This is a genomic window from Methanolobus profundi (assembly GCF_900114835.1).
Classification (GTDB): domain Archaea; phylum Halobacteriota; class Methanosarcinia; order Methanosarcinales; family Methanosarcinaceae; genus Methanolobus; species Methanolobus profundi.
In genome coordinates, this window is sequence record NZ_FOUJ01000004.1 from 61,329 (window position 1) to 87,790 (window position 26,462).

Below are 26,462 nucleotides of genomic sequence, written 5' to 3' on the forward strand. Positions count from 1 at the left end.
AAGAGACCATAAACCCATCTTCCCAGAACATTCTCCTTTAAGTCATTAACATATACAGATGGTACCTTTTGGTCTGACATATATCACTTCTTCAGCCACCAGTACATCACTTGCATTGTTCACATTATATGCATAAGCAGTGATGTATGCCTTACCGGCCGTAAGACTGGAGAAATCAACTGAATCAGAACCTACAACTGTCAGATTGATGGGGTTCTCATAATTGTCAAAGTAACCAATGCTACTGTAAAGATGCACATACGCAAAACTTGAATTACCCATTGTATCTGTGAGTGTCAACTGTATGTTAGAAGTGCTGGCTATTGGCAGAGTGGTCTTGTCAGGTACCATATCCAGGCTTCCCAGTGAATAGGACAGGACACTGGCCGCACCCCCACCAACACTCGCCGTTCCTCCGCTTGGTATGTAAACAGTGATGTTCTCACCGCTGAGGTCTGTATATGTGACGGTGGAAGTTGGCATTATTATAGGAACATACCCTGCACCATCGATCCTCATCTGGTACCATATACCCCATTTATCGCCGGCACCCATATTTGGCAACTGCCATTCAAGTGTGGACATACTACTGGATATATTGATAGAAGGTTCAGCATTCCCGGTAGCTGGTGCCACAGGGTTGTTGAAGACGGTTGCATTGCCTGTGGTGGCATTGCTACTGCCTGCTATATAACTTGCCTTTGCAACAGATGATGAGGTCACATAGTTGTAAGGTACATGGATATCCAGCACAGGCCCACCTGCAGAGAAGTTCGTTATCTGGGAGGCGATCCCCCTGAAGATATCCTTTAGAACACTGGAATTAGGTGCAAAGTAGTATTCACCACCGGTTATGTTTGCAATTTCCTCAAGTACAGGGTCAACCTCGGATTCATTGTTACCGAACCCCACCGTATAGATCACAGTATTGTTATCCCGTGCCCTGTATGCTTCCTCAAGCAGAGAGTGATAACCTGCATTGTCCATACCATCGGTCATTATGACTATGGTAGAGTTCCCATCTGCTGAAGATAGCTCAGTGTTAGCAACAAAAAGACCTTCGTCGATAGCTGTCAGCCCATCGGCAGTTATTGTATCAATTGCATTCTCCAGATGTGACAGAGAGTCATTCTCAAGGGTCGATGTCACACTGGCTGTCCACTGGTTCCAGGATACCGGAGTACTTTCTGAGACAGGGTCGACGTCATTGAACACTATATCGAAACATTCATAGTACCTTGTAGAGGATGTCTCAACCTCAGAGACAATGCTCCAGGAACTACCGTCCCACCTCTGTACGTTCAGATCATTGTTACCGTCAGAGGTCATCAGGAACATTGCATCAGAATCCGGGTCAGGGGTTAGCTGTACCCATCGTGTATAGCCACTGCCACCAAGCCCTGATGCCAGCGATTCCGGACCCCAGGAACTACCATTCCATATACGGTATCTTGGGATAAGGTCACTTGTACCCCATACCACCATACCTGTTCCACTGGACTGTTCAAAAGCAACATCCATGGACCTTCTGCTATATTCGTACACATCGGTCTCTATCTCCAGTGGTGATGACCAGGATGAACCATTCCATGATGTGACATGAATATCATATTTGTTATCCAGTGCTGCAAGGAGGATATTATCGGAATTGGGATCAGAACCCATCTTTATCCAGTAGACACGTTCATCAGGTTCATACAGGTTGTTTGCAGAACTCCAGGAACTGCCATCCCATATACGATACATCACATAACCCGTGCTCAGATCGGACCATGTGACAATTGCCCTGCCTGTCCCATGTTCATAGGCAAGGTCAAAGCATTGATAACCTGTTGCTCTGGCATTGTTCGTGATAATTACCGGATCAGCCCAGGAAGAGCCATCCCAGACCTGTGCCCTTATATCCCTCTGGTCATCAAGTGTCACAAGTACCATCTCATCGGATGAAGGATCAGTTTCCAGTCTTACCCATCCAACATCTCCCGCTCCAGGACTGCTACCATCTACTGCTGAACCTGAGCTCCAGGAACTGCCATCCCATATACGATACATTGGGATCCTGCCATCTATATCCGTATCCACATATACAACAACAGCATCACCTGATGTCTGTTCATACTTAAGGTCAAAGCCTCTTCTACTGTAGGAATCGAGATGAGATGTGAACTGGTCAACGCTGCCCCATGAGGAGCCATCCCATATCTGTACATTAAGATCGTAATTGTTATCCGAAGTGGCCATTATCACTTCTGAACTAAGAGGATCGGACTCGAGCAGTACATAATAAGGACTTCCACCAACATAATTTGCAGATCCCTCGGAAGACCATTCTATTCCATCCCAGGTCCTGTACCTTGGAGTTCCACCTCCTCCACTGCTATCATAGTATGCGGTCATGATGGTATCGATATCAGATGTTGATACATTTACAGTGAACTTTGTATCTGAACCATTGCCTGACCCCTTGAGAACTTCCAGATAATAAGGATCACCAGCTGAAAGCATATATGATACATCACAACTGCCAGTGCCATTAGAAGATGAAACTACATCTATACCTTCATAGAGATGGACATCCATGAATGATGTGTCATCCCATGTTACATTGAATGTGTAGAAACCAGTCATATCAGGGATGAAATAACCCACCCACGAACTATTATCAAGAACATAACTGGTCTGGTTGTCACTCGATACTATACCTTCAAAACTATAAAGTGCAAGACCCGCAGTGTCGCCTCTGCTCTCATCGAAGCTTGATATGAACGAATGAGATGATATCTTTGCTGCGCTCTTCTTATCGATATATGTTGATATTGTGAACGGCTCGGTACCTGATCCGGTACCTGTCACATTGACGGTCCAGTTCCCTGTTTCTACAGTATCATCGTCATTATCCGGATACAGATATGACAATGGCTCTATCCATATGAATTCCGATGTGTCGCCATTAGGGTAGTAACCCGTAGTATCATCGTAAAGTCCATAGATCACACCTGATGGACTTGTAAGTTGAAGATGGAGCTCATCTGAACTATCCGACCAGTCAAGCTGCACTTTAAGATCGTTCAATGTCTCATTTATCAGGAATGTGGCACCATAGGAATCGGGTAATGCCAGAGAATCCTGGAACCGGTGATCATACGGAGTGAATCCCTCTGTACCATATTCCACCTCAGATATATCATAGTCACTTATTTCCTGAGCTATACTATTATATATCTCATCAAGATCGGAACTGTCAGGAGCATTATAGTATGCACCTCCTGTCTCTGAAGCAATATGCCTTAAAAGAGCTTCATCAAGACTTGAGCCCAGACCAATGGTATAGATAGTGATCTTATTATCATTGGCAAATTCAATGGCCTCTTCCCCATCCTGATCATCACCTGTATTGGTCTCACCATCTGTAAGGACAACCATTACTTTTGTGGTATCGGAACGACCATCGTTTATCAACATATCATTGGCATCGCCCATTCCTTCACCCATTGCAGTATAACCACCTGCCACCAGTGAATCGATCGCATTATGGACCGGTGTCCTGTTAGCGTAAGCATTCATCAGTGTCATCCCAAGGTCCACACTACTTGTTGTAGAGAAAGATACCACACCAACTTCCGAATTGGATACAAGGTTATCAGCAAATCCTTTGGCAGCCTCCTTTGCATCTGAAAGGGCAGTCCCGCTCATACTCCCCGAACGGTCAAGGACAAGAACAACATCAAGAGGTGTACCAGCATAGTAATCAGGGTCCATACTTCCCGAGCGGTCAAGGACAAGCATTGCACTGGCAGCTGGCCTTGTTATTGGTAGTTCACCTTCTACAGAGATGACAGTTGTGACATTCACAAGCGAGCCCGAGCTCACAGATGAAGGTGATACACCCAGATACACGCTCATAAAAGGTTCGGACTTGACACTGATATTAGTTGAAAGAGTTATATTGCCACTTGTAGCGATAATTGAAGTGTTCCCTGAGATATTGCCTGTGAATTTCCCATATATCCTGCCTTCCAGATCTGTCGTTGCATTGAATATATCAGAAGCATTTATCCCATCAACAGTAAACGTTCCCACCGTTGTATTGGTATTATTGAAAGTGACATTGATATCAGCCAGTGAATGCCCCCATTCATCCAGTGCAACAAGAGTTACTTCTGACTCATGGTTACCGTTAAGGCCCTGTGCAAGAACCGCATTTGGAACTGAATAAAGGTCCATCATGTCCAGGGACCCGGCTATAAAATCAAGTGTAGTGCTATTGGAAAAATTAGTATATCCGGTCTCGTTCCTATAAGTGGCTGTCACTGACAGGGACTCTATATATGGTGTTGGGCCGACTAGAGTGTTCGCCTGTCCCTGAGTGTTCAAAGGCACCAGGACAATAGCCCCACTATCTGTAGTGAATCTGACCTGCTCCTTAATAGGAGATGTCAAAGGTAATATTGGATTGGAGAACTGGTCTACCGGTCTGGCCGATAATACATATGACCCCTGATTGTCAGCTATAACATGTTCAGGACTATAGCTCATGAACAGATTGTCGATAACATCTGCAAGACCTGTTATTGTGACGTTAAGGTCCAGAGAGGTGTTCACTGCGCTGATGCCTACGGTATTATCACCTGCCTTTTTGTCAGTGGTGAATACATTTGATACCTTACCGGTGCTATCAGTGGTTCCTTCATCAATATAGATAAAAGCGGAGTTGTAGTCGATCGGACTGTTATAATTGGTATTTTCAGGAGAGCTTACTGTGAAAGTGACATTAACACCCTCAACCGGATTCTCATATCTGTCAAGAACTGTCACATAGATACTTGAGCTCGTATTCACAGTGTAATCATCATTGTACACAACCCTCATCAGACCGGGAGAACGGGATGAGATGTCCAGATACGTGAGGTTCGATACAGTACCAACTGTGGAGTTTATAGAGATGTTCCCTGCAATAGTAGAGTTAAAGTTCAATATCGCACTGCCTGAAGGATTGACAGCATAGGTCTGAACTGAATTGGTCCTGTTCACATCCAGAGCTGTAACATTGTATGGAGCAACTGACAGGTCGATATCAGGTAATGTATTTCCCAGGAGATCTGTGATGACAATATCCAGATCCACGGTAACGCTTGAATTGATATTACCAAATACGTCAACCGGCGAGAATGTTATGTTAGTGACCTCTCCAGCCATATTGGAAAGAGGGTCAACATCTATGATGATAGAAGAGACCTCAGTAGGAAGGAACGTTACATTTGTCAGGTTGTATACACTTCCATAACTTGCATTGATATGGGCTACCCCTGCAACTGTTGAATCAAGAATGACCTCAGCAAAGCCGGAAGAATTTGTCAAAGCAGAAGAAGAACTAAGAGAACCAAGGTCTGTGGTGAAGTTCACCATTGTATTGTTCACAGGGGTCCCATTATTGGATAACAGCACACTTATAGTGGCCGATCGTCCTGCATTGCACAGGATATCTGTTTCCTGATGGTCTAAATTATAAGCTAAAGATGGGTCTGCAATAAAGATCAGAACAAGAACAGCATAGAACAGTTTTTTCAAATACCCCATAGAAATACCTCTGGATCACTTTTTATACCACCCCATTATCATTCCCAAATATCTTCGGCCATATTTTATAATATATTTAATAGTATTATATTATTAATGATATAAGATGCTTATTATATCATTGAGCTTTTTCGGACCGTTTTATGATCAGAAACTGGCTCTTACTGAAAAATCAGAAAATTGATCGATTTTGCGCAACATATAAACGGATATATTTACAAATATTTTTATATTACATTGCATATATATTCAGAGAATGGCGGATGATAGAGGACAGATCGCAGTAGATTTCCTTCTGGGGATATCCTTATTCCTTATTGCTCTGATCTTCACAGTGCAGTTCATTCCAGGCATGTTCATGGCGGGGTCTGCCAGAGAGAGCAGTCTGGACTACACAGCATATCGAACTGCTACTATCCTTGTAGAAGACACTGGATGGTGGGGAAACAGTACAAGTAGTGGAACTGATTGGGAAGAACATCCAGCTAATGCAATGAGGGTCGGGCTTGCAGTAGATGATGATACAAGTTCAAGGCTCACAAATACCCCCAATGTGCTGTCAATGAACAAAACTGTCCAACTGATGCAGATGAACGATGAGGATCTCATTGAGATACTGGGTCTGTACAACAATATAGATGGAACACGTTTCTCTTATGGATACAATATCTCAATAACAAAGAACAATGGTCCGATGGTCCTTGATGGAAGACCCGTAATGCTTGGGGAAACGGCACCATCTGACAGGGAAACATCCAAGATCACAAGGATAGTTCTGGTGGAAGCCGGGACAGTAGCCAATTTTGATGCAGATGACCTTCCTATAGACCCATATACAGCAAGTGTTGAAGACACTATACTGAACATAACAGGACCTCTTGAAAATACTATAGCGATACAGATCAACGGATTGAACATAACAGGTATCGATCCCAGTTTCAAGAAACTGACCCTGGATGGGGTCAACCTCAATGAAGGAATAGACTACACATCATATAAGGTGGATATAAACGGGACAATATCAACGCTTACAAGCACAGGTAAGATAATAGACACAGATATCATTCGTTTTTACCTTGAACCTGGACTTTTGAACCATTCACAGACCTATCAGCTTGAGATTAATCTCAAAGACATAACATTCACAAAAATAGCACCTCCATTTGTAGATTACAGGGATGGGATCGAAGTGTACTACGAACCTGCATATCTTACTGTAGAGGTATGGCAATGAACGACAGGGCACAGCTACATACCCTTGAAGGACTGTTGGCTGCCATTTTGATGACCCTTACAGTACTCATGATCACCCAGAGCACTACTATAGTCTCTCCCCAGAACGAACTGGCTATAGACGTCCAGCTTGAGCAGATGGGGGCAGATACACTTACTGTACTTGATAGAGCCTCGAATACCTCTATTCGTTACAACCTGACACAATGTGTTGCCAGCTGGGACATGACAGAAGCCACCTATCCTGCAAATAATCTGATCATCCTTGATAGCAGCATTGGGAACCTCATACCCGGAATACTATACAATGTGGACCTGGCATATGTTGACAATGGGGATCTTGAGGTAAGCAAGGTGATAATCAAAGGACAGCCAAAAGAGAATGCTGTCGTTGTAAGGCATTTTGTAACCCTCACAAATCAGACCGTACAGAGTATGAACGGGAGCTGGGGACTTGCAGATGATGAGATAAAGGTGGTTGAAGTGAGGATGACAACATGGACAGTCTGAGAAAGGATACAAAAGGACAATGGATAGCATTATCCGGTCTGGTCATATCACTTATAGTGATCGGTCTTGCAGCACTTGCCAACCAGTCAATGGTCGCAGGATACTATTCATCGAATGCAGTACTGGAATTCCCTAAAGAGAATATCCGGGAACTCAATTCACATACAAGGGACAATGCAATGATCATAAGATGTCTGTCGCTTGAGCTCAACAGTACAAGTAATAATTCTGTGCCGGTCATCTATGAACAACTTTTTGCTGATTATAGTAGTCAGATAGAGACACTATATGCAATGCATGGAGAAACCGTAGATGTATCGCTTGTATCTTTGAACACAAGCTCAGGAACATACAATAGTAGCGATATTGATATTGTTTTTGTGAATATAACATACAACGATGGAGACACATATTATGTGTCCCAACCTGAGATCATTGAGGTGAGAAAATGAGGGGGATAAGGGAAAATGAAGAGGGAGTATCCCTTGTTCTGGAATACGTACTTTTCTCCCTGATATGTGTGGGATTCTTTATGATCATAGCTATGAACTCAGATGCAGTGTTCATCCAGAATCCGAATAATGTAGTGATGGAACGGGAAATGAGCGATGTGGGGAACATGATGAGCACAATGATAACAGACATGTATCTGATCCTTCCTGACAATGGATATATCGATACTGAATACAGGATCCCTCAAAGAGCAGGAAGGGAAGAATATGTGATAGATGCGGATATTGCATACTCCGACCAGATAATTGAGGTCATTTCACCATCATCCGGAAAGAAAGTAAGAGTAACGATCGGTGGTATTGCAACGACAATGCCGATCAACGGTACTGCATTCAGCAGTTCCACAGACCATAAGATCAGCTATGACTCAAGAAAATAGAAGAGATGCAGCAGTATCTGAAACCATTGGATACATCCTGTTGTTCGCAATAGTGACACTTTCAATGGGAGTGATATATGCCATAGGATATCCTGCACTGCAATCAAATATCGACGCTAACATATTCGAAAGTGCCGAGCAGAGCTTTATCGTACTTCAAAGCAATATGAACAGGGTGGCCTTTGACCAGACCCCTGTGAAGATCCTTAAGATCAACCTTCAAAGCTCTTCTGTTGCTGTGAGCCAGGGATCGTCGATGACCATAACATATGATGGAAATCCGCCACTTTACATATCTACCGGAGAGGTCGTCTTTGAAAAAGATGATAAGACCATAACATATGAGATGGGAAGTGTATTAAAATCATACCCGGCTTCGGGAAGTGTAATGGTCTCAGAACCACCTATCTACGTCAGCACGATCGACAACACTACTGTGACCACCATAGGACTTATCTCTGTCAATGGTAACGACCAGGCATCTGGAAAAGGTATAACAGTACTGACCCTCAAGCATAATTCAAGTATTATGGATACAACATCCGCACCAACGACCGTGGATATTCAGATAAATAGTACTCATGCTCAAAAATGGGAGCAATATCTTGAAGATATCGGATTCTCTATAACCGGAACCACCGATTCATCGGTCACTGCAACCAGGAACAACACAATGCTTATCCTCAGCAGACATGTTGTTGATGTAGATATATCATAATACGCTCCATTGATAGATCATCAATGGATGTTCCTTTTTTTAGCAGAGTTTTTTAGCTGGTACTTAAAGCTCGGCCAGCATCAATATTACATAGATACAGGCATGACACTTGTTTTTCAGGACCTTAGTAACCCAGAAATAAGATATTATTGAAAAATAGGCAGTGCCTGCATAAAAAGAACTGTACGCAAGGAAAAGTGATCGTTCAGGCATAGTGTCTGAAATAAAAAAAGGCCAGTACACAGATACTGACCCCGGATCGATACTACGGATAATGAAGCATCTTTTCTTAACTTATGGTTATCATTCCCTTTGGTCTGACAATTATGATCTCGGTTGCTGATATGATATCACTTGCATTGTTGACATTATAGGCATATGCAGTAATATGGGCATTACTTGCTACTGCACTGCTGAAATCCACACTATCTGAACCTACAACGGTCACATTTATTGGGTTCTCGCAATTCCCGAAATACCCTACATCAGAATAGAGATAGACATAAGCAGCACTGTGGTTCCCGGTTATGTCCCTGACCGTCAGATCAATGACCGTGGTATCATCGACCAATATCAATGGCCTTTCAGGTTCCACATCAAGAGATCCAAGTATGTAGGAACTCACATTTGCAAAACCACCGCCTACACTTGTACCACCCGAAGAAGGTATATTAACATCTATGATCTCCGAACTGATATCTGTGTATGTCACCGAAGATGTGGACATGATGACCGGTATATAGCCTATACCGTCTACTTTCAGTTGGTACCATACACCCCATTTGTCACCAGACTCCATGTTCGGCAGGTACCACTTAAGCCGGGTCCTGTCGCTTAGTGAGGTCGGGTCAGGTTCTGCATTGCCCGTAGACGGACCTTTAGGTGTTTCAAAGAATGACTCATTGCCTATGGTAGAATTACTGCTCCCTGATACATAGGTGGTCTTTGCAACGGATAAGGGAGTAATGTAGTTATAAGGAATATCTATGTTCATTGCTGTTCCGCTTGCTGAGAAATTAGTGATATCCGCAGCAATACCTGTGAAGATCGCCTTCAGTACACTTGAGTTCGGTGCAAAATAATAGGTACCTCCTGTCATATTTGCAATTTCTTCAAGCATTGGATCGACATCTGAGACATCATTACCAAATCCTACAGTGTAGATCACTGAATTGTTATCCCTTGCCCTGTAAGCCTCTTCAAGCAAGGAATGATAACCTGCATTGTCCAGTCCATCTGACATGATAACGATCGTAGAATTACCTTCTACTGATGAAAGCTCGTTGTTAGCAATGAACAGACCCTCATCTATCGCTGTCAGGCCATCTGCAGTTATAGTATCGATCACATTTCCAAGATGGGTAAGAGTGTCATTCTCAAAAGTAGATGCTGCATTGGCAGTCCACTGGTTCCAGAGCACAGGTGTATCCTCTACAATATTATCTTTATCATCAAGGGCCATATCAAAACACTCGAATATTCTGGTCGATGATGTCTCTACTTCATAGATATATACCCAGGAAGAACCATTCCATTTCTGAATATTGATATCGTGTCCACCATCCGATGTCATGAGGAAGACCTCATCTGTTTCCGGAACTGGTGTTAGCTGGACCCAGCGTGTATAACCGCTTCCAAGGCTTAATGCAGAGGACTGAGCACTCCACGCCGAACCATCCCATGTGCGATATTTAGGCAGATATGAACCATCGCCCCATACTACCATACCTTCACCACTGGAGTCCTCAAAGACCACATTGATCGACCTTCTGTTACTCTCATATACGTTCACCCCGACCTCCAGAGGAGTTTCCCACGAGAAACCATCCCAGACGGTCACATGAACATCTTTATGCTCATCCTGTGTGACAAGGAGCACCTCATCAGAATTCGGGTTTCCTCCCATCTTGACCCAATACACATCTTCAGCAGAAGTGTAAACAGTGTCCTCAGGCAACCACTTGTTATTCCCATTCCATATACTGTACTTGACATAACCGGACCTGTCATACCATGAGACCATGGCCCTTCCTGAATCCTGTTCATAGACCACATCAAAGCACTGGTATCCGGCCTGAGATGCATTGTTTGAAAGCTCCGTGAACTCTGCCCAGGATGAACCATCCCAGACAGTGCCGTAAAGATAACCTGAATCATCAAGCACTGCAAGGACCAGTTCATCGGAATCCGGATCAGATGCAAGCTGGACCCATGATATACTGCCATTACCGGAAGGATTAAAATCATCAACAAGAGATGCAAAGCTCCAGGAAGAACCATCCCATACACGATACATTGGGATGGAACTGTTCATACTAGCATCCATGTAAACAAGGATAGCGTCACCGGATGTCTGCTCATACTTCAGATCAAAGTCCCTTGTATAATAATCGATGTTAGCATCAAGATAAGGAGCAGAACCCAGTGAATGTGATAGTTCTTCCACATCACCCCAGGAGGAACCGTCCCAGACCTGTGCATTAAGGTCAAGGAAATCATCTGCTGTGCACATGATCATCTCTGAATTCAGAGGGTTTGATTCAAGTTCCAGATAATATGGCCATCCTCCAACATAATTGGCATACTTTTCAGCAGACCATGAAGAACCTTCCTCAAGTGTACGGTACTTGGGAGTGGAACCATCCCCACTGGCATCATAGTAACCTACCATGATATTGTCCAGAACAGATGTTTCTACATCTATTGTGAACCTGGTATCTGTAAAGGAACCTTCACCCTTGGCCACATCCAGATGATATGTATTTCCTCCTGTGAGGGTTTTGGATAGCTCACATGCAGATGTTCCGCTTGAAGATGCAATTATGTCCGCTCCACTATAGAGATCAACGTCCATGAGAGAGCCATCATCCCAGCTTACATCAAAAGTGTAGAAGCCATCTTCCTGAGCAGTGAAATAGCCCACCCATGTGCTGTTATCAGGAATATAACTTGTTTGGGTATCGCTTAGTTCCATGCCTTCGAAACTGTAGAGCACAAGTCCTGCACGGTCGCCCCTTGTTTCATCGAAACTGGAAATAAAAGCATGGGAAGACAGTTGTGTTGCACTCTTCTTATCGATATATGTAGTAATTGTGAAGTCCTCTGTGCCCGACCCAAAACCAATTACCTCAACGGTCCAGTTCCCCATTTCAACGGAGTCCATATCATCATCAGGATAGGTAGTGAATACCGGCCTGATCCAGATATACTCTGAAGTATTGCTCTCTGCATAGTATCCATGACTGTCATCTACAATACTGTAGACCTCTCCTGACGGACTCGTCAGTTGAAGGTGAAGTTCGTTATCACTGTTCTCCCAGTCAAGTTGAACTTTGAGATCATTAATTGTCTCGTCGATCTGGAAAGTGTTGTTATAGGTAGCCATATTTGGCATATCCCAGGACAGATCATAAGGGTTGGCGTCCAGAGGGAATGTTTCCATGAGAGAAGCTACAGAGTAATTGTTCCAGGTTATCTCTATGTTCCGTCCCTGATTGTCATAAGCTGACATACCGAGATATGCACGATATTCGTAGAATGTAATTGTATTAGAAACGGGGTCAAGATGACCGGTCAGATCGTATTCATAATCCACCCATTTTCCGTTGTAAGCTGGCATATTAGCAGAAGGTATCAATGTGAAATTATCCCCGTTGATCTGTATAAGACATTCTCCTGCAGCTGCCCCTCCATACTCGGTACCGGCATTGAAGACCGTATCAAGGTCATATCCCTCAAAGCTGAGCAGAACATCCTGATCCAATGGAGTATCCATTTCCAGTGAATCACTGAATACGTGATCATAAGGAGTGAAACCATCAACACCGAACTCAACATCTGTCATATCATAATCACTGAGATCCTGAGCTATGCTGGCATATATGGCCTTCAGGTCCGAACTGGTAGGTGCGTTGTAATATTTCCCACCGGTCTCAGATGCTATATGCATCAGCAATGATTCATCAAGGTTGTTTCCAAGACCTATCGTATAGATCACAATGCCGTTGTCCAGAGCGGTTTCGATCGCATTGTCACCCTGCTGGTCCTCACCTGCATTAGTATTACCATCAGTAAGGACCACCATTGCCTTTTTGGAATCATCACGACCATGATAGATCAGCTGGTCGTTCGCATCTCCCATACCTTCACCCATTGCAGTTGAACCTCCATCCTGGATCGAATCTACTGCATTCTTTGCAAGAGAAAGGTTGGTGTATGAATCAAGGGGGATCAGACCAAGATCAGTAGAACTTGAACTTGCAAATGACACAAGACTTGCCTCTGAATTTGAAGCAAGATTATCCATGAACTCCTTTGCAGCTGTTTTTGCATCAGCTATGGGAGTACCGGACATACTGCCTGAGCGATCCATGACAAGAACAACATCAAGAGGGTCACCTGCATAGTAATCAGGGTCCATACTTCCGGAACGGTCAAGAACAAGCATTGCACTTGCTGTGGGTCTTACTATAGGGAGCTCACCCTCTACGGAGATAACTGTTGTAACATTCACAAGTGAGCCGCTTGTCACGGAAGGAGGACTAACGGATATTGATATGCTCAGGAATGGTTCGTCCTTTATGCTCACGTTGGTTGTCAGTACAAGATCCTCGCTCTCAGCTACAATACTGGTATTGCCTGATATATTACCGGTAAATGTTGCATATAGTCTGCCATCAGAATTAGTGAACGCACTTATATTATTGGTAGTAGCACCGCCTTCCATCCATAGTGTCCCTGTTGTGACATTTGTATTGCTAATGTTAATTGGTACATATGGCAGAGAATGACCCCATTGGTCCAGTGCAACAACGGTTATAGTGGCATTGTGATTACCATTCTGCGTATTGTCCAGGACAGCATTTGGAACGGCATACAGGTCAAGGGAATCCAGTACATCTGCTGTGAAGTTCAATACAGTGCTATTAGTAAATTCCGTATAGCCGGATGCATCCTTGTAAGTGGCATTTATGGAAATAGAGCTCACATACGGAGTAGGCCCAACTTCAATATTGGCACTTCCCTGGCTATTAAGGGGAAGCAACAGTGTACTTTCATTTGTCTCGAATCGGACCTGTTCAGTAATGGCACTTGAAAGAGGTATTATAGGATTCAGGAATCTATCCACCGGCCTTCCGGATAATGTGTAATGGTCTATGTTATTGGCTATAGCATGTTCCGGAGCATAGGTCAGAAATAACTGGTCGATCCCATCAGCAATCCCGGTTATTGTAATATTGTGCTGCAGTGAACTGTTCACTACAGATATATTCACTATATTATCGCCTGATCTTCTGTCTGCTGTGAACACATTGGATACCTGTCCATAGGCATCGGTCAATACATATTCATGATCGACAAAAGCTGAATTATAGGTGACAGGACTGTTGAAGACCGTATCCTCAGGAGATGTTACATTGAAAGTGACATTGGCATCGCTTATAGGATTGGAGTAATGATCATAGAGGATAACATTGATAAGAGAACTGGTATCCACGGTGTGATCATCATCATACGATACCCTCATCGACCCTGGTGAGCCTGGAACGACCTTAATGGAACTACTGTTCGAAGCGGGTCCTGCTTCTGAGTGAATGAATATGTCACCTGCAACTGTCGAGTTCAGGAGAAGAACTGCGCGGTCAGAAGGACCACTGGAGTATGAAATAACGGTGTTTGTCCAATTTGCATCCAATAGTGCGATCTGACCGACTGCCACAGACAGGTCAACATCGTGTACCTGTGTCCCGAACTGGTCATCTATGGTCACACTAAGACTAACAGGCAGACTGGAATTCACATTGCTGAAGTCATCCTGTGGTATGAAAGATAGGTTGGCTGCATTTCCTGCAGAAGTGACCGTATCATTCGTTACAGTAAGAAGAGTAGATATTGATAATGGGGAGAATGTGATATTTGAAACATTGTATGAACTTCCTGAACTCGCATTAACATGCGCTGTCCCTGCAACCGTCGAGTTGAGCGATACCGACACCATCCCTGATATATTAGTATAGGCTGAAGAAGGTATCAGAACTCCATGGTCCGTTGTGAAATACACCAGTGTATTGTTCACCGGTAAACCCATATCCTGGACCATAACATCTATACTGACAGGGCCTCCCGCTTGTCCCTGCTGATCAGTATCCAGGAATTGAATATCTAGTGCAAGAGCAGAGACCGACAACATATAAAATATCACAAATGATAATAGAACTGTTTTGAAGTGTACCATAAAAACTCAATTCTCCCATTGACCTACCAATCTAATATATAATAAAGATGATATTTTTATAGGAGTATGAGGCAAGATATATAAAAATATTATTATATTCTTTTTTTTGGCTGGCTCATGCATTATGAGCATACATTCAAAACGTTCCGTAAGAACAGGATAAATTAAAAAGAAATACTAAAGGATGCTCCGTTAGATACAAAGTATCCTTTTAACTTATAGTGATCATTCCTGCCGGACGTACAACTATCATATCCTTTGCAGTAAGGATATCGCTTGCATTGTTCACATTATATGCATAAGCGGTAATATGCGCCCTTGCAGCAGTAGCACTGTGGAAATCAATAGTGTTCACACCATTTACGGTCAGGTTTATTGGATTCTGATAATTATCGAAGTAACCCATATCCGCATACAGATAAACATATGCAAGGGATAGATTACCTGTCTCATCCCTTACTGTTATCTCAATTTCTGTAGAATCATCCACCAGTATGATCGGTTCATCCGGTACAATATCAAAAGAACCTAACTGAGGTACACTCGTACTGGCAAAACCACCACTTACACTTGTAGTACCCGATTCCGGCAGAACGATAGTGATATTATCGCTACCCAGATCCATATATGTTATCGAGGATGTTGGCAGAATGACCGGTACATACCCTGAACCGTAAACCTGCATCTGATACCATACACCCCATTTATCACCAGAGCTCATTGTTGGTAACTGCCAGGTAAGTATCTTCTCACCTGTGGATGAATTGATGACAGGTTCAGCATTGCCTGTTGCAGATGCTATCGGGATCACAAAGGTTGTATCATTACCGGATGTTGAATTGCTGCTTCCGTTGACATACAACGCCGTTGTAGCGGACAGAGAACCGGCATAATTATCAGGGATATGCATTTCCAGTACAGGACCGGCTGCTGAGAAGTTGGTCAGTTGCAAAGCTATCCCTGCAAAGATATCCTTCAATACACTGGAGTTCGGTGCAAAATAATATGTACCTCCGGTCATATTTGCAATTTCTTCAAGTATAGGGTCCACCTCTGCTTCATTGCTGGCAAATCCGATCGTGTGGATCACTGTATTATTAGCTGCAGCCTTCTGTGCCTCTTCAAGTAGTGAATGATGACCTGCATTGTCAATTCCATCTGTCATTAGAACGATAGTGGAATTGCCTTCTACCGATGAGAGTTCATTGTTCGCTGAGAACAGACCTTCATCTATAGCGGTCAGACCATCTGCTGTCATTGCGTCAACCATACTTTCAAGATGGGAAAGTGAATCATTGCTGAAAGAAGATACTACATCTGCAGTCCACTCACTCCATAGGAGCGGTGCTCCTTCTGAGGCCGAATCCATATAGTAGGCCAGGTCAAAGCTTCCATGATCGCCCAGAGCATCTTCCAGCTCTGTGGCACTGCCCCATGTTGTCCCATCCCATATCTGATAATTGAGATCATTGTCATTATCTGAGGTCAGCAGGAACAGCGTATCAGATGCAGGGTCAGATTCCAGTTGAATATCCTTTGTGGCAGCGCCGATATCTGATGCAGATGACTGCATACCCCATGTGATACCATCAGATGTGGTCCTATATTGAGGATAGCTGGTGCCATCACCCCACATAAGGATCCCAGTACCTGAGTTTGAAGTATAAGCAACATCGATCGACCTGTGATCTGAATTCAGACTGTGGCTCGTAACAATATAAGCAGACCATGATGAACCGGTCCATGCACCTACAATTACCTTATGATCATCTTCAAGGGCCATCAGTATATCATTTGAATTAGGATCAGCTTCTGCTACTACCCAGCAATCATAGGTGGTGCTTGATGAACGCTGGTAAGGATAATAGTACCCAATTGACCTTTTGGTCATTGTGCTCCCATCCCATACATATGATTGAATTGTGACCTTACATGTATATCCATCAGATACTTCGTGAGGATAAGGGAACATGTCAATGTGCGTCTCTTCGTAGATGTTCCATTCTGCGAGAACTACAGTTGCTCTGCCCTTATTATCATATACTACATCAAAGGACTGATAATCACCGTCTGCATCAGATGTGAAATAATTAGAACTTCCCCAGTCGGAACCGTCCCATTCATATCCACGTACTGTTCCTTCATCATCCTTTGTTACAAGGAACATCTTGTCAGAATTGGGATCTGCTGCGAGTTCTATCCATTCCACTGGTCTTGAACCGGTGCTTGTCACAGGTGAAGCCGAACTCCATGATGAGCCGTCCCATATACGGTACTGAGGATATGATGAGCTTTGACCAGAATCGATATAGACAGCCACCGCATCTCCGGACAAATGCTCATATTTTACATCAAACCCTCTCTTTGTATTCGAGTTCAATACACCACTGTTCAACGTGGTGACAAAACCCCATGTATAATCCTTTACCTGAGCCTCTACATTACCAAGACTGTCACTAGTTAACATTATTATCTCAGAGCCTACTGGATTTCCTTCAATGACAATATTGTAAGGTTCTTCAGACAATTGTTTTGCAGATAGTTCACTTATCCACTGAGATGTATGTTCATTCCATGTCCTGTAGCGTGGCCTATCTACCCCGGACTCGGAATATGCAGTGATGATATTATTTATCTCCATAAGTGAAACATCGATGGTAAACTGCGTATCTTCCAGGTAGGTCCCACCCTTTTCAACTTCAATGTAATATGTATCGCCTGTGCTGAGGACTGCTGAGACAGTACACTGACCGGTACCGTCAGATGATGAAAGAAGTTCTATCCCATCATAGAGAGCAATGGTCATTCCAGAGGGATCTTCCCATGTTACATTGAAATAATAAAGGCCATCTGTTTCCGGAGAGAAATAACCCATCCATGAACTGCTACCTGACACATAACTAGTCTGGGAATCGGTCAGTACACCCCCATCATAACTGTAAAGCGCAAGGCCTGCCCTGTCACCATCGCTTTCATTCAGACCTGATACGAATGCATGAGATGAAAGTTGTGCAGCACTTTTCTTATCAATATAGGTAGAAACTGTGAAGTCCTCATCCCAGGTGCCTGTACCCTCAGCAGCCATGCCTGTCACACGAACTGTCCATGTTCCCTCTTCTACAGGATCATCATCACTGTCCGGATAGACATCAGGAAGCGGATCGATCCATATATATTCTGATGTACCGTCATTCCCCGGATAATAACCTGTTTCATCATATCCGATACCATATATCCTGCCGGAAGGACTTATCAGTTGCAGGTCCAGATCCGTATGATCGTTCTGCCACTGAAGCTCTACTTTCAGATCGTTCAGGGATTCATTGATCACAAACGTATCTTCGAAATAGTCACTGGAAAGGGATGTGTCGAAAGTAAGATCATATCCTGACCCAGAGAGCGATGTCTCGGGACTTAACGACTTGATCGCAACTCCATTCTTCCTTATCACAACATTCCTTATCTTGTTGTTACCAACACCAGAAGGATTTGGATCTTCGAAGCCTGCAAAATGGAGTTCCCTGTCATAGTAGTCATAATAGGGGCCCAGAAGATAATCATAATAGTCATAGAAAGTTATGGTATTCTCACCGGAATGGATGGAATTGGTAATATCATAACTAAAGCCAGTCCAGATAGCAGAATTTGCAGGGGTGCTCGAAGATGGAACGGTTACAAAGTTCTCCGTATTGATCTGTATAAGGTTCTCACCTGCACCATCGCCACCAAAATAAGGAGCTGCATAAATGACATCATCGAAGTCATAACCCTCGATCTCCAGAGTGTATGTATCCTGTATTGTTATTGTGTCACTAAATGTATAAGGATAAGGTGTAAAACCTTCTTCACCATATACGATCTCTGTTACATCATAGTCAGAGATATCCTGAGCGATCGTATTGTATATCTCGACGAGATCGGAACTGTCAGGTGCAGAATAATACTTTCCTCCCGTTTCCTGAGCGATCGATCTTAGAAGGGATTCATCGATCTGGTCACCAAGTCCTATTGTATAGATCGGGATATCATTTGCTTTTGCAAGAGATACAGTGTTCGTCCCCTGTTGGTCATTACCCTGATTCGTCAGACCATCAGTAAGAACGATCATAGCCTTGCTGGAACCAGTTCTCCCATCATTGATAAGGAGGTCGATACCATCTGACATACCCTCTCCCATTGCAGTACCGCCTATCGCATCGATCTTATCTATGGAACTATTGAATATAAGGAAGGATTCAGATGTGTTTAGCAATGTGAGGTCCATATCCGTTCTACTGATATCAGCAGGTGTCCATGCAAAGGAAACAACACCGATCCTGGAATTTGAAACAAGGTTCTTTGCAAATGTCTTGGATGCACTCTTAGAGTCGTACATTGCCTGCCCGTGCATACTTCCTGAACGGTCAAGGACAAGTACTACATCAATAGGATCTCCCGCATAGGAGTCCGGATCCATACTTCCTGAACGGTCAAGGACAAGCATGGCACTTGCTGCCGGTCTAGTGAGAGGGAGATCACCTTCTATTGAGATAACAGTTGTTACATTTACAATGGCACCGGTCTCAATGGATGGCGGATCAACTTCAAGGGATATGCTCATAAAAGGTTCATCCCTGACCGAGACATTGATAGAAGTGTTCATATCACTGCTTGTAGCTGTTATATGAGCATTACCCGAAACATTGCCTGTGAACGTGGCATATACACGTCCAATAGAATTGGTAGTAAGAGTGATATGGTCAACTGAGGAATTAGCATCAGCCAACAGTGTTCCAACAGTGGTATTGGTGTTGTTAAGAGTAATATCTACATCTGGCAACGGGTGACCCCATTGATCCAGTGCTACCACCGTGATGGTAGAATTATGGTTTCCGCTTATTGTCTGGTCCAGAACGGCTGTGGGAACTGCATAAACATCCATGGAATCCAGTATATCAGCGGTGAAATTGACTACAGTGCTGTTGACCAGACTTGTGTAACCTGATGCATTTCTGTAAGTAGCAGATATTGGAACAGATTCTACATAGGGGGTCGGACCCACTTCGATATTTGCGCGGCCCCTGCTATCAAGGGGGACAAGGTATGTTTCACTGTCAGTTATAAAACGTACCATTTCATTGACAGTTGTCGTGAGCGGAACTATAGGGTTTATGAACTGGTCTACCGGACAGGCTGAAACTGTATAGATATCAAGATAGTTTGCCAGGGCATTTTCCGGGGAATGTATCATGAAGAACTGCTCAGCCTCACCAGCTATACCGGTAATTGTAAGATCATATTCCAATGAAGAGTTCACAACACTTATCGTAATAGTGTTCACACCAGCCCGCTTGTCGGTCCTGAACACATTGTAGAAATAACCACTGGCATTGGTCGATCCGCTACTTGCAGAAACATAAGCGGAGTTATAGGTAATTGGACTGTTCTGGTCATTGTTCTCAGGAGGAGTTACACTGAAATTGATATCTGCATTCTCTACAGGATTGGAATACTTATCATATACATAGAGATAGAAAGCTGCACTTGTGTCTACAGAGTATTCGTCATTAGAATAAATGCTCATTCTTTTCGGTGCACCAGGAACTATCTGAACAGAGCTACTGTTCGAAACAGAAGAAACTGCCGAACTAACAAGGATATCACCTGCAACAGTGGAATTGATACTAAGGATGGCACGATTGGATGGTCCCGAGGTGGATGAGACTGAAAGGGTTGATATATTTACATCAAGCAGGGAAATGCTGCCAACAGGGACAGATAAAGATGTGCTGTTAACAATTGCTCCAAAAGTATCATTGATGAGGACTGTCAGGAGCACATCCTCGCTTGAATTGATATTCCCAAAAATATCGACAGGATAGAAGGAGATATTGGTAATATTACCCGCCTCATTGACGCTATTGTCTGTTTCAGCAAGAAGGGAAGCAATTTCCAGAGGAATGAAGGTTATATTTGTAAGATCATAGCCACCATCAACACTGATATTAATTTCTGATGTCCCCGCTTGTGTAGAGTTTAGTGAGAACTCGGCAATACCAGAGAGGTCAGAAAAGGCCGAATAAGGACCAGAGAGCTCCATATCAGTTGTAAGATCCACCAGTGCATTATTGACGGGCGTGCCATTACCAGCATACGTGACCTGAACGCTCAGGTTCACAGGGGTGCCTGCGTTGCTTTGTTGATCCTTCGTGAGGATCTCCACATCCAGTGCAAAGGCAGTTGAAGATAGTAAGCAAAGAACTGCGATAGCATATAGTATCGTTTTTAAGATAGACATAGAGAATCCAAACCCCCTCTCTGTTATCGACCAGAGACTAGTATATGATTTATAATATAATATCCGCCCATATACGTTCGTGTAGTATAAAACGATTTCTGTTTAGAGTATCGCTGCATGCCATATTTCACAAAATTGATGAGTGAAACACAAGGTCCAATTATATAGATATCTCTGCTCTTCACCGCTTCTTCAGCATGTAAAGCCCATACTCATCAAATAGACAGGACAGACGAAGCATATTAAATTAATCGGATTATTACAAAAATAAATATATATAATGCACCTTAATATATACAGACAGAGGATTGCCTATGGATGACCAGGGACAAATGAATATTGACTATATAATAGGAATATCAATATTCCTGATGGGAATAATCTTTGTATTCTCATATACTTCAGGAATGTTTGTCCCGTTCCAATCGAACTCAGATGAGATCACGCTTATCGCGGACAGGATCTCAACTAACATGGTCGAACAAACATTAAGTGCGGAAGAAACAGGAACAACAAACCTCCTTGATGGTGTAAAGGTAAGTGATTTCTTTGCACAGTTCACTTTAAACTATGAAGATACTATCGATCATTTCGGGCTTAATGGAACGTATCTGCGCTATGACCTTAATATGACCATTGAGAATGAGACAGATACCATGTATGCGGCAGGGAGAACGCTGCCACAGAACATGAATATAGGTCAGACAAAAAGAATAGTACTGATAAGGGATGATAGTACAGGAAATGTGTCAACAGCTACTCTTTCTGTGAGGGTGTGGTAATGGGTATAAGAGAAATGATATCTGGCAATGACACAAAAGATACAGCACAGATATACACACTTGAAGCTTTGGTCGCGATCTCCATAATACTCGGCATTATCGTATTCTCAGTACAGGCTACATCCCTGACACCACTTACGTCCTCAACCGCCAATGCACACGTGGAAACCCAGCTTTTTATCCTTGGGCAGGATATACTGAACTCACTTGACTATTCCCAGTACGAAGGAAGATCAGATCTGATGAATGACATCCTTAGCTGGGATGGTGACAGCTATAACTGGAACAGTGTGACATATTCCACATCTAACAAGACCCTGAACAATAGTAATACAGCTGATATGCTTGGAAAGATGATCGTTACAAAGGGAATAGCCCATAACGTCGAGTTCACGTGGATAGACAACAAAGGCAACACTGTCACTCTTCCATACATATATAATGGGCAGGCTTCGAACAATGCCGTGATCGTTTCTAAAAAAGTACTTCTTTCTAATTCGGATATTACAGATCCTTCACAATTCGTATCAGACACCGGGATCGAGGATATCGATACAAATACTGACTTCTATAGCATTATAGATGTGAAGCTTACTTTGTGGAGGATGTAATATGTGGCAATTGCATATGAAAAAGGATGATGATTCTGCACAAATGATATTGATAGCCAGTTTTGCCATCGGTCTGAGTATTGTTGTCCTGACACTTATGCTCAACAATATCATCTATGCCAGTAACACTGCATCGGAATCGAACATAGAGACTAATGTCTTCGAGTTCTCTAATGCTATCCATCTGACCAGCCATGCCTATGAAAAAGCATATGAAGATGCAGATAACGGGTCTTTCGACCAGGCAAGGTTCAATGACTATATGAATTCATTCTCGACCAAGATGGCAGAATCTTCAGCATTCTCTGGCACTATTTACATCCTTGAGACTGGGACTTTCATGGAACCATACTTCACTAAGAACGGATTGGTCGACGGGAGAGATGATTGGACAGTGATAGAAAGAGTGAACCACACTGACACTTTTCTGATGGCCATCAATACATCTCTTACAGCTAACCAGTCCGACAGGTTTGTGATCGAGGCTGTGGATACCTCAGGAACAATATGGTCTGCAAGCTTCTTCAGGTCAGGAAGCAACGTGAACGTGACCGTAACAGATGGAGTGACCGTCCTTAATACACAGAACAGTTCCAGTGGTGAACTGAACATTACATCAGACCTCATGGATGGGAGTACACCATTCCAATACTATTTCAATAACAGAACAACAGGAAAGACATATAGTCTCCTGATAAAGAACGGTGATCTTGCCACAGGTACAACCCTTATATCAGGAGATAAGATCAATGGAAAGGGTTTTAAGATCGAAAGGATCGATGTGATCGAGGCCAGTATAAGAATGAACAAGGACGGAAAGCTCAAAGCTAACGTAGTTATACCCGTCCTATTACCAAAAGGGACTGCATGACTAAAAGACTGATCAATGACGAGAGAGCGGTATCCATATCGGTAGGTACAATGCTGATATTCGCAATCACAGTGACAACCATGATCATTGTCATTAGCTCGTTCTATACAATGATAGACAGGGAAGGAGATATGGTCATGAGGAACCAGTTCGAGATCCATGGTAATGACCTCGCACTACAGATATCGAATATTGATACCACTGTCCAGATAGTTAACAATAGCGGAGGTAAGGTCGAGAATGTCAGCTTCCGTTTCTCACTGCCTCAAACGATAGTGGATGAGCAGTACTCGATAGAGTTCAAGAACGATACGAACGAGATAATATTCGAATCAAAAAGAGGATACAACAATCAGGTAAAGGTATCATATGTGACCTCGGAGGTAGATGTAGCATCTACTACCCTGTTCAGCGGACCCGATAACTTTGAATTCTACTATAATCCTGATTCGAACCTCATAGAGGTACGCAATGTCTGAAAGAAGGAGAGGTATGCGGATCAAAGACCCGATGACGGATGATGCTGTATCAGAACTTGTGGATTTTAGCATCATACTGAGTATAATCCTTCTTGCCACCGCGGTCATCGTAGTTGCAGGCATCCCTATTATTAAACATACACAAGAGAGTCAGTATTCCCAGAACATCGTGCAGAGTTTCCAGGTACTGGCCCCGAACATCAATAAAGTGGTCAAAGGAACATCACCATCGCAGTCCATTGAACTGAAAATGTACGGAGGGATATTATCGGTCACAAGTGACAGCTACATGGAAGTGAGCATGAAAGTATGGAACAGTTCCAATGGTTCCTATGATACCGAAACCTACGGAAAACATATGGGAATGATAGAGAACGACTACTATGGGACTTCCGTAGCATACGAGAATACCGGCATATGGGCAATATATGACAGAGGTAATTCGGTAATGAAACTTGAACCACTTTTTACCTACTCCAATAATGTACTTTTTATTCCATATTCATCCCTGTCCGGAATATCAAGTCTCTCCGGTTCCGGTCTTGTAAGGGTCACTACAGATGGAGGAAGGAGAACCATAGAAAGCTATCATAACGTGTCACAGGTGGATATATCGATAACCAGTGAGTACCATGAGGCATGGGGAGAACACCTGAGCGAAAAGATAGATATGCCGATTGTATCAAGGGACGCTGCGAACAATACGGTCCATTTGGGCAGAACCTATACCCAGGACATAGATGTGTACATCATCGAATCCCCGATGCACATCACTCTCAATTAAAAGGAATATGATGAATATGAAGAAATGGAAGAGATACGAGAACGATCGTGCAGTTTCATCCGTAGTAGGCATCATTATCCTCCTGTTGATCACATTGCTATCCATATCCATAATCATCCTTTATACGATACCAACAATAGATGACATGCAGGACCTTGCCAAAGCACAGAAGATAGAGCAGGCTTTTACAGTAGCTGACTCAAGGGCAAGTAAAGCATCCTTAGGCGAATCACCTCTTCAAACCACCAGAGTATCCCTTATGGGAGGTACACTGGAAGTGAGGGGCGATGCTGAAGCCTATAATGAGAGCCAGATAATGATACTTGCAGTCTCCAGTTCATCATCATGGTATGACGATTTTCTTAACAAGAGCGACCAGTGGAACTCATGGAAAGATTACGAGAACGAATCAGACTTCTCAGGGTATAGTTCGACGATACCCATGGGAAAGATCATCTATACCACCGGGGACAGGACGATCGCTTACGAAGGAGGAGGGGTCTGGTCCAGATATGGAGATGGCGGTTCTGTGATGATATCACCACCTGAATTCCACTTCAATACCCAGACGCTTACACTGCCTATTATGAAGATCACAGGAAATACGTCCATATCCGGAACAACTGAAACAGATATTATGGTCCGTTCCACCAACACACCACAGGTACTGTTCCCTAACACTACTATCGACATAAACTTTACAAATCCGATAAGAGCAGATGATCTATTTATCTATATCAACAGTGAGTTCTACGATGGGTGGGCAAAATATGCAGAAACACTAACTGCATCTGAGGTCACACTTGACCATCAGAACCAGACCACCATAATACAACTGGGAACAGTCCCTCCTATGGGCACATTCCCTCTTTCCAGTTCTTTTAAGATAATAAAATTGAATGAATCTAATCCGGACCCGATGTATAACTTCTCATTCTACTTTGAAGATACGGAAGGAGATGCTTCGAACTTCAATCCTGTAAGAACATATATCACGGCAACAGCAGGCACCAAGACCCTTTATTATGAGATCAAGAAGAATGAGATCACTACAATAGAATATACAGATTCATCTTATGGAACGAATAAGGAAAAATGGGCCACATCGGGAGGAAGTGAATTCCCAATATATGAAGATCCCTTGCATGTTAAGATGGCGAACAGCACCTTCGACCTTCTAAGTACGACCTACATGCTAGAATATGATAATCAAGCTGATGCTGAGTTCTCATGGGATGAAGTGAGCAGCACTACAATGTTACCTAATGTTTCTATTACAACCGGAGATGTTTACCCCCTTTACAACGTGACTAATCACTATATGAAACTCCTGGCATCGGATGGACTTATCGTTTGCTCGTGGTCACAAAATAATAATGAAAAGATCAAGGAAGAAGATTCAGAATACACCCTTGTATATGATTCAAGTGGTAATATCGCATACCTGCATATAACTAGCAGCGACCTGGAAGCAAGTGTCGTATAATTTTTGA

At 43.2% G+C, this 26,462-nt stretch carries 14 protein-coding genes; 11 read left to right on the forward strand and 3 right to left on the reverse strand.

The annotated features are described in order from the left end of the window. Positions 1 to 45: 45 nt before the first annotated feature. On the reverse strand, positions 46 to 5,577 hold the full coding sequence (locus tag BM008_RS09715; protein WP_091936469.1) for a VWA domain-containing protein: 5,532 nt from the start codon (positions 5,575 to 5,577) through the stop codon (positions 46 to 48). Between the two features lie 256 nt (positions 5,578 to 5,833). Between BM008_RS09715 and BM008_RS09720 the strand changes: the two genes are divergently transcribed. From BM008_RS09720 to BM008_RS09740, 5 genes are read left to right on the forward strand one after another with little or no spacing between them, the layout of a single operon-like run. Beyond that, positions 5,834 to 6,811, forward strand: a complete 978-nt coding sequence (locus BM008_RS09720) for a DUF7287 family protein (RefSeq protein ID WP_091936471.1) — start codon at positions 5,834 to 5,836, stop codon at positions 6,809 to 6,811. After that, positions 6,808 to 7,320: a DUF7288 family protein gene (locus BM008_RS09725; RefSeq protein ID WP_091936473.1), complete on the forward strand. Its 513-nt coding sequence runs from the start codon at positions 6,808 to 6,810 to the stop codon at positions 7,318 to 7,320. Before BM008_RS09720 ends, BM008_RS09725 begins: the two co-directional genes overlap by 4 nt. Beyond that, positions 7,308 to 7,772 (forward strand): hypothetical protein, encoded by a 465-nt coding sequence (locus tag BM008_RS09730; RefSeq protein ID WP_091936474.1) that lies wholly within the window; start codon positions 7,308 to 7,310, stop codon positions 7,770 to 7,772. The genes BM008_RS09725 and BM008_RS09730 overlap by 13 nt, the downstream gene beginning before the upstream one ends. Then, positions 7,769 to 8,212, forward strand: a complete 444-nt coding sequence (locus tag BM008_RS09735) for a hypothetical protein (protein WP_091936476.1) — start codon at positions 7,769 to 7,771, stop codon at positions 8,210 to 8,212. The genes BM008_RS09730 and BM008_RS09735 overlap by 4 nt, the downstream gene beginning before the upstream one ends. After that, complete coding sequence (locus BM008_RS09740; RefSeq protein WP_091936478.1) at positions 8,196 to 8,930, forward strand: DUF7289 family protein; 735 nt, start codon at positions 8,196 to 8,198, stop codon at positions 8,928 to 8,930. Before BM008_RS09735 ends, BM008_RS09740 begins: the two co-directional genes overlap by 17 nt. A gap of 289 nt (positions 8,931 to 9,219) precedes the next feature. Here the strand turns inward: BM008_RS09740 and BM008_RS09745 are convergent, their stop codons facing one another. Together BM008_RS09745 and BM008_RS09750 are read right to left on the reverse strand one after the other, a co-directional pair. Next, positions 9,220 to 15,165: a VWA domain-containing protein gene (locus tag BM008_RS09745; RefSeq protein WP_091936480.1), complete on the reverse strand. Its 5,946-nt coding sequence runs from the start codon at positions 15,163 to 15,165 to the stop codon at positions 9,220 to 9,222. Positions 15,166 to 15,376: 211 nt separating this feature from the next. Then, positions 15,377 to 21,442, reverse strand: coding sequence for a VWA domain-containing protein (locus tag BM008_RS09750; RefSeq protein WP_091936482.1), 6,066 nt, complete (start codon positions 21,440 to 21,442; stop codon positions 15,377 to 15,379). A 314-nt stretch (positions 21,443 to 21,756) separates the two neighbouring features. On the opposite strand from BM008_RS09750, the gene BM008_RS09755 reads away from it, so the two are divergent. Genes BM008_RS09755 through BM008_RS09780 form a run of 6 tightly spaced genes read left to right on the forward strand, consistent with a single transcriptional unit; the run spans position 21,757 to position 26,455 of the window. After that, positions 21,757 to 22,224: a DUF7287 family protein gene (locus BM008_RS09755; protein WP_091936485.1), complete on the forward strand. Its 468-nt coding sequence runs from the start codon at positions 21,757 to 21,759 to the stop codon at positions 22,222 to 22,224. Further along, complete coding sequence (locus BM008_RS09760; protein ID WP_245747997.1) at positions 22,224 to 22,835, forward strand: DUF7288 family protein; 612 nt, start codon at positions 22,224 to 22,226, stop codon at positions 22,833 to 22,835. The genes BM008_RS09755 and BM008_RS09760 overlap by 1 nt, the downstream gene beginning before the upstream one ends. Position 22,836: 1 nt before the next feature. After that, a complete protein-coding gene (locus BM008_RS09765; protein ID WP_091936487.1) occupies positions 22,837 to 23,706 on the forward strand; it encodes a hypothetical protein in 870 nt (289 codons plus the stop codon). Next, on the forward strand, positions 23,703 to 24,185 hold the full coding sequence (locus tag BM008_RS09770) for a DUF7266 family protein (protein ID WP_091936490.1): 483 nt from the start codon (positions 23,703 to 23,705) through the stop codon (positions 24,183 to 24,185). Before BM008_RS09765 ends, BM008_RS09770 begins: the two co-directional genes overlap by 4 nt. Further along, positions 24,178 to 24,969, forward strand: coding sequence for a DUF7289 family protein (locus BM008_RS09775; protein ID WP_091936492.1), 792 nt, complete (start codon positions 24,178 to 24,180; stop codon positions 24,967 to 24,969). The genes BM008_RS09770 and BM008_RS09775 overlap by 8 nt, the downstream gene beginning before the upstream one ends. 16 nt (positions 24,970 to 24,985) lie before the next feature. Then, complete coding sequence (locus BM008_RS09780) at positions 24,986 to 26,455, forward strand: DUF7289 family protein (protein WP_143072336.1); 1,470 nt, start codon at positions 24,986 to 24,988, stop codon at positions 26,453 to 26,455. The last annotated feature ends 7 nt before the right edge of the window (positions 26,456 to 26,462 follow it).

Coding starts and splice junctions, on each gene's coding strand:
- BM008_RS09715 (WP_091936469.1), bottom strand. CDS start 5,577: ATGGGGTATTTGAAAAAACTGTTCTATGCTGTTCTTGTTCTGATCTTT.
- BM008_RS09720 (WP_091936471.1), top strand. CDS start 5,834: ATGGCGGATGATAGAGGACAGATCGCAGTAGATTTCCTTCTGGGGATA.
- BM008_RS09725 (WP_091936473.1), top strand. CDS start 6,808: ATGAACGACAGGGCACAGCTACATACCCTTGAAGGACTGTTGGCTGCC.
- BM008_RS09730 (WP_091936474.1), top strand. CDS start 7,308: ATGGACAGTCTGAGAAAGGATACAAAAGGACAATGGATAGCATTATCC.
- BM008_RS09735 (WP_091936476.1), top strand. CDS start 7,769: ATGAGGGGGATAAGGGAAAATGAAGAGGGAGTATCCCTTGTTCTGGAA.
- BM008_RS09740 (WP_091936478.1), top strand. CDS start 8,196: ATGACTCAAGAAAATAGAAGAGATGCAGCAGTATCTGAAACCATTGGA.
- BM008_RS09745 (WP_091936480.1), bottom strand. CDS start 15,165: ATGGTACACTTCAAAACAGTTCTATTATCATTTGTGATATTTTATATG.
- BM008_RS09750 (WP_091936482.1), bottom strand. CDS start 21,442: ATGTCTATCTTAAAAACGATACTATATGCTATCGCAGTTCTTTGCTTA.
- BM008_RS09755 (WP_091936485.1), top strand. CDS start 21,757: ATGGATGACCAGGGACAAATGAATATTGACTATATAATAGGAATATCA.
- BM008_RS09760 (WP_245747997.1), top strand. CDS start 22,224: ATGGGTATAAGAGAAATGATATCTGGCAATGACACAAAAGATACAGCA.
- BM008_RS09765 (WP_091936487.1), top strand. CDS start 22,837: ATGTGGCAATTGCATATGAAAAAGGATGATGATTCTGCACAAATGATA.
- BM008_RS09770 (WP_091936490.1), top strand. CDS start 23,703: ATGACTAAAAGACTGATCAATGACGAGAGAGCGGTATCCATATCGGTA.
- BM008_RS09775 (WP_091936492.1), top strand. CDS start 24,178: ATGTCTGAAAGAAGGAGAGGTATGCGGATCAAAGACCCGATGACGGAT.
- BM008_RS09780 (WP_143072336.1), top strand. CDS start 24,986: ATGAAGAAATGGAAGAGATACGAGAACGATCGTGCAGTTTCATCCGTA.